Annotated in this window: 12 protein-coding genes; 3 read left to right on the top strand and 9 right to left on the bottom strand. The window is 70.4% G+C overall.

The annotated features are described in order from the left end of the window. Positions 1-279 precede the first annotated feature (279 nt). On the bottom strand, positions 280-1,704 hold the full coding sequence (locus F4562_RS17690; protein ID WP_221207273.1) for an amidase: 1,425 nt from the start codon (positions 1,702-1,704) through the stop codon (positions 280-282). Positions 1,705-1,710: 6 nt separating this feature from the next. Beyond that, positions 1,711-2,679, bottom strand: coding sequence for an LLM class F420-dependent oxidoreductase (locus tag F4562_RS17685; RefSeq protein ID WP_184543321.1), 969 nt, complete (start codon positions 2,677-2,679; stop codon positions 1,711-1,713). A gap of 1,062 nt (positions 2,680-3,741) precedes the next feature. On the opposite strand from F4562_RS17685, the gene F4562_RS17680 reads away from it, so the two are divergent. Beyond that, positions 3,742-3,906 carry a hypothetical protein gene (locus F4562_RS17680; protein WP_184543323.1) on the top strand — a complete coding sequence of 55 codons (165 nt, stop codon included), beginning with the start codon at positions 3,742-3,744 and terminating at the stop codon, positions 3,904-3,906. 125 nt (positions 3,907-4,031) lie between these two features. On the opposite strand, the gene F4562_RS17675 is transcribed toward F4562_RS17680, so the two are convergent. Together F4562_RS17675 and F4562_RS36380 are read right to left on the bottom strand one after the other, a co-directional pair. Further along, complete coding sequence (locus F4562_RS17675) at positions 4,032-4,790, bottom strand: bestrophin-like domain (protein ID WP_184543325.1); 759 nt, start codon at positions 4,788-4,790, stop codon at positions 4,032-4,034. A 90-nt stretch (positions 4,791-4,880) separates the two neighbouring features. After that, on the bottom strand, positions 4,881-5,555 hold the full coding sequence (locus F4562_RS36380; RefSeq protein WP_311734072.1) for a TetR family transcriptional regulator: 675 nt from the start codon (positions 5,553-5,555) through the stop codon (positions 4,881-4,883). 975 nt (positions 5,556-6,530) lie between these two features. Between F4562_RS36380 and F4562_RS17665 the strand changes: the two genes are divergently transcribed. Beyond that, complete coding sequence (locus tag F4562_RS17665) at positions 6,531-6,926, top strand: hypothetical protein (RefSeq protein ID WP_184543329.1); 396 nt, start codon at positions 6,531-6,533, stop codon at positions 6,924-6,926. Between the two features lie 142 nt (positions 6,927-7,068). Here the strand turns inward: F4562_RS17665 and F4562_RS17660 are convergent, their stop codons facing one another. The 5 genes from F4562_RS17660 to F4562_RS17640 form a co-directional block, all read right to left on the bottom strand. Then, entirely contained in the window at positions 7,069-8,136 is a 1,068-nt protein-coding gene (locus tag F4562_RS17660) for an aspartate-semialdehyde dehydrogenase (protein ID WP_184543338.1), read from the bottom strand. Next, positions 8,133-9,407, bottom strand: a complete 1,275-nt coding sequence (locus F4562_RS17655) for an aspartate kinase (protein WP_184543340.1) — start codon at positions 9,405-9,407, stop codon at positions 8,133-8,135. Before F4562_RS17655 ends, F4562_RS17660 begins: the two co-directional genes overlap by 4 nt. Positions 9,408-9,498: 91 nt before the next feature. Beyond that, the gene (locus tag F4562_RS17650) at positions 9,499-10,032 is read right to left on the bottom strand and encodes a DUF5063 domain-containing protein (RefSeq protein ID WP_184543342.1); all 534 of its coding nucleotides are present in this window, start codon (positions 10,030-10,032) and stop codon (positions 9,499-9,501) included. Then, complete coding sequence (gene recR, locus F4562_RS17645; protein WP_184543344.1) at positions 10,025-10,624, bottom strand: recombination mediator RecR; 600 nt, start codon at positions 10,622-10,624, stop codon at positions 10,025-10,027. The genes F4562_RS17650 and recR overlap by 8 nt, the downstream gene beginning before the upstream one ends. 3 nt (positions 10,625-10,627) lie before the next feature. After that, the gene (locus F4562_RS17640) at positions 10,628-10,981 is read right to left on the bottom strand and encodes a YbaB/EbfC family nucleoid-associated protein (protein WP_184543346.1); all 354 of its coding nucleotides are present in this window, start codon (positions 10,979-10,981) and stop codon (positions 10,628-10,630) included. A gap of 445 nt (positions 10,982-11,426) precedes the next feature. Between F4562_RS17640 and F4562_RS17635 the strand changes: the two genes are divergently transcribed. Beyond that, a complete protein-coding gene (locus tag F4562_RS17635) occupies positions 11,427-12,824 on the top strand; it encodes a helix-turn-helix domain-containing protein (protein ID WP_184543348.1) in 1,398 nt (465 codons plus the stop codon). The last annotated feature ends 18 nt before the right edge of the window (positions 12,825-12,842 follow it).

Raw genomic sequence — 12,842 nt, 5'->3', positions numbered from 1 at the left:
TTTCTCCTTCCGGTTCCCCGCCCGGGGCCGGGTTCCCCGTCCGGTGCCGAACCGGTTCCCGTCCGCCGCCTGACCGGTTCCCGATCGGCGCGGGATGCTCCGATCGGCGCGGGGTGGCCCGGATCGGCGCAGGGTGGCCCGGATCGGCGTGGGGTGCTCCGGATCGGCCACAGGTGCGGCCCGACTCCTGGACTTCCCGATCCTCTCCCGGACATCCCGGCCGGCCCCTCGATGTTCCGGCCGCCCCCTGGAGATCCCACCCGGCCCCCGGCGTCTCGCTCAGCGCGTCGCCGGATGCGTGAACGGACGCTCGGCCTCGATCTGGGCGGCCACCCGGACGAGAAGATCCTCTCGCCCGGCGGCGGCCACCAGTTGCACCCCCACCGGCATGCCGCCCGCCGTCCGGTGCAACGGCAGGGAGATCGCGGGCTGGCCGGTGGCGTTGACGGGAGAGGTGAACGACACCGCCCGGTCGGTACGCCCCCGGGAGAGGCTGACGTCGTCGGGGGGCAGCCAGCCGAGACGGAACGGCGCGACGCCCAGGGACGGCGTCAGAAGCAGGTCGTGGGAGTCCCACCAGGCGGCCATCCGCCGCCGGAAACCGTCGATCCAGGTACGCGAGGCGAGGTAGCCGACCGCGTCCAGCCGGCGGCCCGCCGTCGCCAGGATGCGGTTGCGCGGCTCGACCTCCTCGGGCTCCACCGGCCTGCCACGCCAGCGGCCGATCTCATCGAGATCGGCGGCCACATGGGCCGCCACGACCGTGCCGAAGTGCCGGGCGAAGTCGTCCTCGGCGAGCGCGGCCGGACCACCCGGCTCGACGTCGTGCCCCAGTGCCTCCAGCAGCGTGGCGGCCACCGTGACGGCCGCCACCAGGTCCGGGTCCGCCGGGAACCTGCCGGTCGGGTGCCCGGTGAGGAACCCGATCCGCAGCCGTCCCGGGTCGGCGCCGACCTGCCGGGCCAGCGGGCGCTCCCACGCGGGTGCCCCGTACGGGTCGCCCGGCATCGTCCCGGCGACCGCGTCGAGGGTGGCGGCGGCGTCCCTGACCGTGCGGCAGAGCAGACCGGAGGCTGAGAACCCCGCCCAGGGCTCGCCCGAGGACGGCCCCGAGCTGACCCTTCCCCTGCTCGGTTTCAGCCCCACCAGCCCGCACATGCTCGCCGGGATGCGGATCGACCCGCCGCCGTCGCTGGCCGTCGCCACCGCGACCATCCCCGCCGCCACCGCCGCCGCGGACCCTCCGCTCGACCCGCCGCTGCTGAAATCGAGGTCGTGCGGGTTGCGGGTCGGGCCGGACGCCACCGGCTCGGTGGTGATCGCGGTGCCGAACTCCGAGGTGTTGGTCCGGCCCAAGATCGTGAACCCCGCCCGGCGCAGCTTGGTCACGGCGTAGCCGTCCCGCTCGGCGAACATCCCGTCGAGCGCGCGCGACCCCGCCCGGTACGGTTCCCCGGCCATGGCCCAGCCCAGGTCCTTCAACAGCGTCGGCACACCCGCGAAGGGCGCCTCCGGCGAAACGCCGTCGGGCTCCGCGAGCTCGGCCAGCGCCCGTTCGAACCTGCGGTGGACGACCGCGTTGATCTCCCCGTCGCACGCCTCGATCCGCGCGATCGCCGCCTCGGCGAGCTCCCTCGGGGAGACCTCGCCCTTCCGCACTGCCCGCGCCTGCCCGAGCGCGTCCAGCCTCAGCAGATCGTCCAACGGTGACTACTCCTCGACGGGGGCCAGATCCCGAACGGCCTGGGTGATCGTCGTCTCGCCCCCGGGGATGGGTGCGAGGACCGGGGTGTCCAGTCCGTTGCTCACATACTCCCGGATCCTGGCCCGGCAGGTCGCGGCGTCACCGTGCACGATCAGGTCGTCCACGACCTCGTCGGGGATGGCCTTGAGCGCCGCCCGCCGGTCACCGGCCGCCCACGCCTCGTGCATCGGGCGCAGCACCTCGCCGCGTCCCAGCCAGTCGTGGAAGGCCGCGTAGACGGGGACGGTCAGGTAGCCCGCGAGCATCCTTCTGCCGAGTTCCCGTACCCTCTCCGCGTCCTCGCTGACGCACACGAAGAGCCTGGCGATCAGCTCGGTCTCCGGGCCGATCTCCGCCCTGACCGCGCGGACGTCCTGGGGTGAGAGCCAGTTGGTGATCGCGCCGTCGGCCTCCTCTGCGGCCAGGCGCAGCATGCGGGGACGGAGGGCGGCGAGCACGATCTTCGGAGGGGTGCGCGGGGCCCGCTCCAGCTTGAAACCCCCCACCTCGAACGTCTCGTACTTCTCGGTGACCTTCTCCCCCGCGAGGGCCTTGCGCAGGAAACGCAGGGTGTCCCTGGTCCTGGCGAACGGCTTGACGAACTCACCGGCGTTCCAGCGCTCGACGATGGCCGGCGAGGAGGCACCGATGCCCAGGACGAAACGCCCGGGGGCGAGGTCGGCGAGCGTCGCGGCGGACATGGCCAGCAGGCCGGGGCCGCGGGTGGACACCGGGACGATCGCACTGCCGAGCCGGAGCCCGGACGCCCATCCGGCGGTCAGCGCCAGCGGCGTGAAACCGTCGACGCCGTTGACCTCGGCGGACCAGGCATCGGTGTAGCCGAGCGCGGGAAGCTCGGCGATCAGCTCCTGGGAATCGGCCAGTGAGCGGTCGTAGAAGGGGATCGTCATCCCCCAGCGTGGGGTCGTGGCCATCGTGTCGCCTCCGTGTCGGTGGTCGCCGCCCGGAATCTCTTACTAGAACGACGTTCTGATGAAGCTTGCCGCACCCCCTCCGGGAGCCGTCAAGAGATCAACCATACCAACCGGGCGGTATGTTTACAGACAAGGATCTACGACACTGTGCCGCTTACCATCCCATCACCATGCGTACAGTGTTAGAAACTTTACGTGACGATGAATCGGTGGAGGAACAGACGACGGGGCATGCTGGGCACCGCGGCCCTCGCGACGTGTCTGGCGACGTCCGTGCCGGTCGTGGCGCACGCCCTCATGGCCTCAGGGGCCGGGCCGACCACCATACGCACCGCGCAGCACGCCAGGAAGCCGGTCCCGTCCCCCGGGGCGGAGCACGGCAGGATCCCGGACACAGCCGACGACCTGGTGGACGGCCCGATCGACGGCCCTGTCCCGGGCGGGAGACCGGAGCACGAACCGACGCCGGACGGGAGCCGGGCACCAGGCACGGAACCGACGCCGGGCGGGGAACCGATTCCGGGGCGGAGACCGATGCCGAAGGGAGCAGACCTCACGTCGGTCCGGGACCCGGTTTCGACTCTCGAACCGACCCGTGTGCCGGACCAGAAGCCGACCTGGAAACCCGAACCGGACGCGACCCGGAACCCGCATCCCGACCCGACATGGAAATTCGAGCCGAGCCCGACCCGGCAACCACACCCTGACCCGACGCGGAACCCGCGTCCCGACCCAAGCTGGAAACCCGACCCAAGCTGGAAACCCGGACCGAGCCCGACCTGGAAACCCGACCCAAGCTGGAAACCCGGACCGAGCCCGACCTGGAAACCCGACCCAAGCTGGAAACCCGGACCGAGCCCGACCTGGAAACCCGAGCCGAGCCTGGAGCCGGAACGGCCGTCACCGTCTCCCACCTCGGCACGCCCGACCGCGGCACCCCCCGCGCCCAGGCCGAGACCCGTCCCCCCGCCTCCGTCGCCCACCCGGTTCGGTCGCACTCCCGAGACCGTCGTCCCACCGACGCCCATCCCCTCCCGCATCCGCACTCCGCATCCGAAACCGGTGCTCCCCTCCGCGTCGGTCTCACCGCTGCGCCGGAGTCTGGTGCTCGACCGCTACGCCGACCGACGTCGCGGGACCGATCGCAGACTGGTCCTGGTCGTGCTGTTCACCGGTGTCATCTCGGTGACCGCATTCTCCGCGCTGAGCGGCAGGACCCGCCGGTAACGGGCCGGAGCGCGGAGGGCACGCGGCAACCGGCGGCACGAACGGGCGCGAAAGGCCCGCCGGGGATCCGGCGGGCCGGGGACGGGGGCGGGGGCGGGTCGCCTGGGACGGGCTGGAGCGGCCGGTTACGGCTGCGCGGGGAACTGGCCGTCGATCTGGTCGTACTGCTGCTGCGCGGCCTTGAACGCATCCGGCTGGATCGCGCCGATCCCGTCGAAGGGGTGACTGATCAGCATGATGAAGCACACCCCGATCAGGACCACCCCCACCCTGACCATGTCGGCGATGATCGACGAACGGGTGGGCCTGACTCCGAGCGTCCAGGGAAGCATGATCACTACCAGACCGGATATGATCATCGAGATGATGAAGATGCTCTCCAGTCCGGCGCGCGCGTCATCGGCGCGGACGGCGCGCGCGTGAGAGATCTCGGCGACCCGGGCGAGAGCGTCCTGCTGGAGGCTCTTGCCCTGCTCGTCGGCCGGACGAAGCCGGATCACCGCGGCTCTCATGTCTTCCAGGGTGTGCGCGGGGACCTGTGACATGGCGCTTTCGGACATCAGCGGCCAGTCGAGGGAGACGCTCTGCGCGGTGTACTGCCGGATCTGCGCGCGGACCGGGGCCGCCTCCGGGATCGGCGCCACCGCCCAGTACATCTCGGTGAGACTCTCCGCCTCCGCCTGGACGTCCGTCTCCGCGACCGAGAGGCCGTCGCGGCACAGCACCGCGGCGTAGGCCAGGACGAGCAGGTAGACGGCGAGGGCGAGGTTGACCGAGAAGTCGACCGACGACGAACCATGCCCCTCGTCGTCACGCCCCCGCCTCCTGAGCACCCGGAACGCGATCAGAAGGATCGCGACGGACAGCATCACCAGTATGGTCACCCAGCCCATGAGACTCCCTTGAATCCGTCATCGAATCAACTACTCAGGGTAATCGTTCCGATACGTTGAATTCCGGAGTTCGTCATGGATTCACTCGCGAAGTTCGTGGATCCCCGCGATGAAGTCACGGGCGACGCCGCGCAGCCCGGGGAGGTGGGAGAGCCCGACCAGGCGGTCCACCAGCGGCACGGTCAGCTCGATGAGGCGGTAGGTCCGCTGACACCCCTCCGACGTGTCGTGCACCCAGAACAGGACCACGCCCATCGACATCAGCCACAGCAACTCGGGCAGCTCAGCCTTGAGCTCGGCGTCGATGTGGTCGGTGGATCCCTCCACCACCCGCCGGTAGAGCTCGATCGCCGCGTCCCGCGCGGGCGACGACTCGGCGCTGAACGGGCTGAGCGGGTTGCTCGGCTCGGCGGCGTGCTTGAAGAACTTGACCGCGAACCCGTGGTACGGCTCGGATACCCGCACCCATTCCCGCAGCACCCCGCCCAGCCGCACCGCGAACCGGCGCTCGGTGTCCAGCAGTTTCCCGCACGCGGCCTCGTGCTCCGCCTGGGCACGGTCGTAGTACGCCTGCACCAGGATCTCCTTGGAGGAGAAGTAGTAGTAGGCGTTGCCCACCGACACGCCGGCCTCGGCCGCGATGGCGCGCATCGTGGTCGCCTCGTACCCCCGCTCCCGGAACAACCGCAGGGCGGTCTCCACGATGACCTCACGGGTCTTGTCTGATCCACGGGTTCTCGGGGTCGGCTCGGCCACGTTGGTCACTGTACGGCGCCTGCCCCTGTTAGGTCATCGAGCCGCACGATGATCACCAGTACGGGGCAAAATCCACGCTTAAGTAGGGATCATCCGGGTTCCGGCGTGGGATTGATCCATCTGCGGAAGGGCTCCCGCGACAAGGGATACAAGATGGGGACACGTCCCTGTAGATGGCGGGCTGCCCGGTTCACCACCGGAGCGCTGCTCGTTCTGCAGATATCTTTCATCGCATCGACCACGCACGGCACCGCGGTCGCCGCGTCCGGCGGGAGCCGAAGCGCGGTGCGGACCGGCGAAACGGTGAACCGCCCGGCGGCGAGGCCGGCACCGGCCCGACGCCCGGCACTCATCCCGGCCTGGTCGCACGGCTCCATGCGCATCCGCGAGAACGGTGCGGGCCTCGGCTCCGTACGTGCTCGGGGCGCCGCGCTCGCCGGGCGGAACACGGACGGACGAGCCGTGGCGCGTCCGCACGACATCACGCCCGTCCGGCGGACTCCCCGGCGGTTCGCACCGGCCGAGGGGCCCGTGGCCGCCCCCCGGACCGCACAGACCGCCGGAACCGGCCAGGCCGCCCAGCCCCGGCAGGTCCCGTATGCCCAGAGCTCCGTACGGACCGGCGAAACGGCGCAGGCCGCCGGGCCCGACCACGCCGCCGGAACCGCACCGGCTTCCCAGGCCGCACCGCCCGCCGGAACCGCACCGGCCCCCGGGACGACACAGGTCACCGGAACCGTGCGGGTTCCCGAAACGGAGCGGGCACCCGCGACCGCGCAGGCCGCCGGGCCCGCGCGTGCCCTGTCACCACGGCGGAGCGCGCCAGGGCTCGACGCCGCGGCCGGAGCCCGGCAACTGCCGGGAACACCGGCCGAGGTGACACCCCAGAAGTCGCGGGAAACAGCGGTGACACAGGAAACGCAGAAAGTACAGAAAACGCAGAAAACCAGAAAGGCGCATACGACCGCGAGCGGCATGCCCGCCCGGCTTCAGCACACCGATGCGGCGCTACGACTGCGGAAGGCGGGCCTGCGCTGGACCTCGTCCGGCGGCTGTGCCGACCGCCACATACGGACCTGCACCTCGCTGGAGGCTGTGCGAAGCACCACCGTCGCCAGTGTCATCGCGTTGAGACGCCGGAGCGACTGCCCGATCGTCGTCACCGGCGGGACCGAGGTGGGCCACGCGCCGGGAACCTACAGCCACTACGCGGGCTACAAACTGGATATCAAGCCCAACCGATGCATCAATCGCTACATCCGGCGGAACAACTCGCTACAGGGCGTACGCGGTGACGGAGCCCGTCTGTACGGCTCCTCCGGAACCGTCTACGCCCGCGAACCGGACCACTGGGACATCCTCTTCCACTGAGGCCCCGTTCCCCGGCCCGCCCTCCGCTGGAGAGCGGGTCCGGCCCGCCCACCGGAAGGGCCCGTACGACGGCGTGGGAGGCCGCCGTACGGGCGAGGCCGGCACGGGTCCCGCGCGAGACGCGCGGCCCGTCGCCGTGCGGCTACACGAACTCGGCCGCGACCAGCTCGGCGATCTCCGCCGCGTTCAGGGCGGCACCCTTGCGCAGGTTGTCGCCGCAGACGAACAGGTCGAGGGTGTTCGGGAAGTCGAGCGCCTGGCGGATCCGGCCCACGTAGGTCGGGTCGGTGCCCACGACGTCGGCCGGGGTGGGGAAGACGCCGTTGGCCGGGTCGTCCATGACGACCACGGTCGGAGCGGCCTCCAGGATCCGGTGGGCGTCGGCGACGGTGATCTCCCGCTCGAAGGTCGCGTGCACGGCCAGCGAGTGAGTGGTGATCACCGGCACCCGCACGCAGGTCGCCGAGACCTTCAGGTCGTCGATCCCGAGGATCTTCCGCGACTCGTTGCGGAGCTTGATCTCCTCCGAGGCCCAGCCGCCGTCCTTGAGCGAACCCGCCCACGGCACGACGTTGAACGCCACCGGCGCCGGGAAGGGCGACTCCCCGTCTCCGAGCTTGTTCTGCAGGGCCTTGCGCACGTCACCGGCGGTCTGCCCGACCGTCCGGTCACCGGCCAGGGCCTCGACCTCGTCGTACAGGCGGGCCGAACCGGCCACACCCGCACCGGAGACCGCCTGGTAGGAGGCGACCACCAGTTCGCGCAGGCCGTACTCCTCGTGCAGGGCTCCCATCGCGGCCATCATCGACAGGGTGGTGCAGTTGGGGGTGGAGATGATGCCCAGCGGCCGGTCGCGCGCGGCCTCGGGGTTGACCTCCGGAACGACCAGCGGGACCTCGGGGTTCATCCGGAAGGTGCCCGACTTGTCGATGACGACCGCGCCGCGCTCGGCGGCGATCGGCACCCAGGTCGCGGAGACCTCGTCCGGCACGTCGAAGATCGCGATGTCGACGCCGTCGAAGACCTCGGGGGTCAACTCCTGGACGACCACGTCCTCGCCGCGGACCTGCAGGACCTTGCCCGCGGAACGGGCGGAGGCGACGAGCTTGATGTCGCCGTAGACGTTCTCCCGGGTGGAGATGATGTCGCGCATGACGGTGCCGACGGCACCGGTCGCGCCGATCAGAGCAAGGGTGGGTCGGCGGCTCATCGCCCGGTACCTCCGTAGATCACGGCTTCAACCTGGTCGGCGTCGAGGTCGAACGCGCGGTGGGCGGCGCTGACCGCCGTGTCCACCTCGTCCTGCCCGACGATCACCGAGATGCGGATCTCCGAGGTGGAGATCATCTCGATGTTCACCCCCGCGTCGGCGAGGGCGGCGAAGAACGTCGCGGTGACGCCGGGGTGCGAGCGCATGCCCGCACCGATCAGCGAGACCTTGCCGATCTGGTCGTCGAAGAGCAGCGACTCGAAGCCGATGCGCTCCTGGATCTTCTTCAGCGCGGTGAGTGCCGTGGAGCCGTCGCTCGTGGGCAGCGTGAAGGAGATGTCCGTCCGGCCGGTCGTCGCCGCCGACACGTTCTGCACGATCATGTCGATGTTGATTTCGGCGTCGGCCAGCGTTTTGAAGATCGTCGCAGCCTCGCCGACCTTGTCGGGGACCCCGACAACGGTGATCTTGGCCTCGCTCCGGTCGTGCGCGACGCCGGAGATGATCGGCTGCTCCATCTCTGTTCCTTCACTGTCGGGGTCGGAGACGACCCACGTGCCTTCCTTGGTACTGAACGAGCTTCTGACGTGGATCGGCAGGTTGAAGCGGCGAGCGTACTCGACGCACCGCAGGTGCAGGATCTTCGCACCGCACGCCGCCATCTCCATCATCTCGTCGTACGAGATCCTGGGGATCTTGCGGGCGGCCGGGACGATGCGGGGGTCGGCGGTGAAGACGCCGTCCACGTCGGTGTAGATCTCGCACACGTCGGCGTCCAGCGCGGCGGCGAGCGCCACGGCCGTCGTGTCGGAACCACCCCGGCCGAGCGTGGTGATGTCCTTGGTGTCCTGGGAGACGCCCTGGAAACCGGCCACGATCGCGATCTGGCCGCCGTCGAGGGCCTCGCGGATCCGGCCGGGCGTCACATCGATGATGCGGGCGCGGCCGTGCGTGGAGTCGGTGATCACGCCGGCCTGGGAACCGGTGAACGAACGCGCCTCCTGCCCCAGATTGGCGATCGCCATCGCCAGCAGCGCCATCGAGATGCGCTCACCCGAGGTGAGCAGCATGTCGAGCTCGCGGCCCGGCGGGAGCGGCGAGACCTGCTTGGCCAGGTCCAGCAGCTCGTCGGTGGTGTCGCCCATCGCCGAGACGATCACCACGACGTCGTTGCCGGCTTTTTTCGTCGCGACGATCCGCTGCGCGACCCGCTTGATGCAGGACGCGTCGGCGACGGACGAACCACCATACTTCTGAACAACGAGCGCCACGAGATGTCTCCGAAGCAATCTAGGGCTGTGGAGCTCTCAGTCTACTGGCGCCCTAGCTGGGCTCTTCTGCTTTCGCCCAGCATGTGGACAATCACACGGTTGTGCGCTCTTCAGCCACGTCAAGACGCGTATGGGCGACAAGCGCCTGAAGTGCCCTCAGCGCCGCCCCGGCGTGGTTGCCCCAGGTGTTGAAGTAGGAGTACTGCCACCACCACAGCGCCTCCAGCGGACGGCCCGCCTTGTAGTGCCGCAGGCCGTGCAACAGGTCGGCCGCCACCGCCGTCAGGTCGTCCGACAGCCGGTAGGGCGTCACGCCGGTGTCCTTGTACGGGTCGAACACCTCCGCGTAGTCGTCGACCGGCTTCAACCGCTCGGCGAGGGCCGTGCGGACGACGTCGACGTCGGGGTCCTCGCCCAGATGCGGCTCCCAGTTGCCCGACAGGATCACGTCCCGGCTGGCGCCCAGCTGCGCGCCGGCGGAGCTGACCTGCGCCACCTCCACCAGCAACAGCGGCAGGATGGCGTCACCGCCCTCGCCGCCCGCCAGACGGGTCAGGCCGTCGATGTAGTTCTCGGCGTGCTCCGCCACCCGCTGTGCTAGGGCGCCCCAGGCGTCGTCAGACATCGAGGAGCCTCCTTCCTTCGAACGCGCGGCCCAGGGTGACCTCGTCGGCGTATTCGAGGTCACCGCCTACCGGCAGACCGCTGGCCAGTCGTGTGACTTTCAGACCCATCGGCTTCACCAGACGGGCGAGATAGGTCGCCGTCGCCTCCCCCTCCAGGTTGGGGTCGGTCGCGAGGATCAGCTCGGTCACCCGGCCGTCCGCCAGGCGGGTCATGAGCTCGCGGATGCGCAGGTCGTCGGGGCCGACGCCGTCGATCGGACTGATCGCTCCGCCGAGCACGTGATACCGGCCGCGGAACTCCCGGGTCTTCTCGATGGCGACGACGTCCTTCGGCTCCTCGACCACACAGATCACGTGGGGATCGCGCCGGGTGTCACGGCAGATCCGGCACTCCTCCTCGGCGGCCACGTTGCCGCACACCCGGCAGAAGCGGACCCGCTCCTTGACCTCCAGAAGAGCGTGCGCCAGCCGTTTCACGTCACCCGGATCCGCGGCCAGCAGGTGGAACGCGATGCGCTGCGCGCTCTTGGGACCGACGCCCGGGAGCATGCCCAGCTCGTCGATCAGGTTCTGGACGACCCCTTCGTACATGGCCTAGAACCCGGGCAGCTGGCCGAGCCCGCCCCCGCCGCCCAGCCCCTGGGCGAGCGGCCCGAGTTTCTCCTGCTGGAGGTCCGAAGCCGCGCGCACGGCGTCACGGATGGCCGCGATGACCAGATCCGCGATGGTGTCGGCTGTTTCCTGGGGGTCACCGGGATCGATGGCCTCAGGACTGATCTTGAGTTCGAGCAGCTCGCCGCCGCCGTTGACCGTGGCCACCACGAGGCCGCCGCCCGCGGACCCCTGGACTTCCGCGTCGTTCAACTCTTGCTGGGCGCTGACAAGCTGCTGCTGCATGAGCTGTGCCTGCTCCAGCAGCTGCTGCAGGTTGACATCCCCTGGGTTCACCGTCGTGTGCTCCTCGTCCGTGACGTCAGTCGTCACGAGCCTACGGGGTCCGAGCCGGGTGTTGCACTGAGCGGACATGTGTTCCCCGGGGACGAGGATTAAACCTCGTCGGGTCCCGGCCCCCCTCCAGACGCCCGGGACCCGACAGGACACGCACCGGAGCGGCCGCACACGGTGCCGTGTGATCGAAAAGTAGCCCACCATACGTTGCACACACGTTGCGATGATTCACTCACCCTTCGCACACCCTCTTTGGGCGAACGGGTTGCGGGCACGGACCGTGACCCCGGATGCTTCGGCCATCGGCTCGTTTTCGGGGGGGTATGTGGGCAACGGTCACCTGAGCGGCCTCGCGCTCCCCGATCTGGAGGCCTACTCGGTGCGGCTACACCACCTGCACGAAGGCCACGAGAGCCACGAGAGCACGGTCACCGGGGAGTGTCGGGTGGGTGATGTCCCGCGGGGTCTCATCTCCGCCTCATGGCGGCGTTCGCTGGACGCCGGCATCGACCCCGAGACCGGCTCCGCCCCTCCCGCCCCCGGGGCCGAGGACATCCGTGAGATCCGCGCGGCCCATCCGATGGGCGCGTTGCTGCCCCTCATCACCGGGACACTCCTGGAGACCGTGAGCCGCAGCGACCAGATCCTCCTGGTCGCCGACGCCCGGGGCAGGGTGCTGTGGCGCGACGGCGCCCCCCGGACGATGGAACGGGCCGACCAGGTCGGGCTGGCCGACGGCTTCCTGTGGAGCGAGGAGGCCATCGGGACCAACGGCATGGGCACCGCGCTCGCGACCCGCCGCCCAGTGCACGTCTTCTCCGCCGAACACCTGGTCAAGGCGCTGCGCGTCTGGTCCTGCTCCGCGGCACCCGTCGTCGATCCCGACAGCGGTGACCTGCTGGGCTGCGTCGACATCAGCGGCACCTCCGACACCCTGCACCCGGCGACCGTCGCCCTCGTCGCGACCACCGCCCGCCTGGCCGAGAGCCACCTCACACTGCGTATGCTCGAACGCGACGAGCGGCTCAGGAGCCGCCACGAGAGCCGGCTGCGCGCGCTGCGCGGCGAGCCCGGGGTGCTGGTCACGCCCACCGGCCGGATCATCGCCGGCGACGTGCCCCGGCTGGGGCGCCGTGTCCGCCTGCCGGACAGCGGCGACCGGGTGACCCTGCCCGACGGGCGCACCGCCTTCCTGGACGCGCTGGGCGACGGCTTCCTGCTCCGGCTCCCCAGGCCGGCGTCCGGTCCGCCCTCTCCCGGGGAACGCACCCCCGTGCTCTCACTGTCCTTCCTCGGCGCCGAACACCCCTCCATCGACCTCGACGGGATGCGCCTGGCGCTCTCCCTCCGCCACGCCGAGATCCTCACGCTGCTGGCCCTCATCCCCCAGGGGATGACCGCCGACCAGCTCTCCTTCCACCTCTACGGGGACGCGGGCAACCCGGTGACCGTCCGCGCCGAGATCCACCGTCTTCGCACCCGGCTGGGCCGCACCGTCGCCGCCAAGCCGTATCGCCTGGCCTGCACGGTGAAAGCCGACTTCCTGGAGCTCAAGCGGTTACTCGCCGGCGACGAGGTCGCGCCGCTCGCCCGTGCCTACGGCGGCCCCCTGCTGCCCCGCTCCGAGGCTCCGACGTTGCGCCGCGAACGCGAGGAACTGGAGGGGCAGGTCCGGGCCCGGCTCCTGCTCCAGGGCGGACCGGACGACCTGTGGACCTACGCCGAGACCGAGCACGGCAGGGACGACATCCAGATCCTGGAGCGCCTGGTCGCCACCCTGCCCCGCCACGACCACCGTGCCGTGGCGGCCCGGGTCCGTCTCGCCGGAATCGGTCTTTCATAGACCGGGCCGCCCGCCACC

Origin of the sequence: Streptosporangium becharense, assembly GCF_014204985.1 — a bacterium.
GTDB lineage: Bacteria > Actinomycetota > Actinomycetes > Streptosporangiales > Streptosporangiaceae > Streptosporangium > Streptosporangium becharense.
The sequence above is the reverse complement of the archived record's forward strand: the minus strand, read 5'-3'. Positions and strand labels throughout refer to the sequence as shown.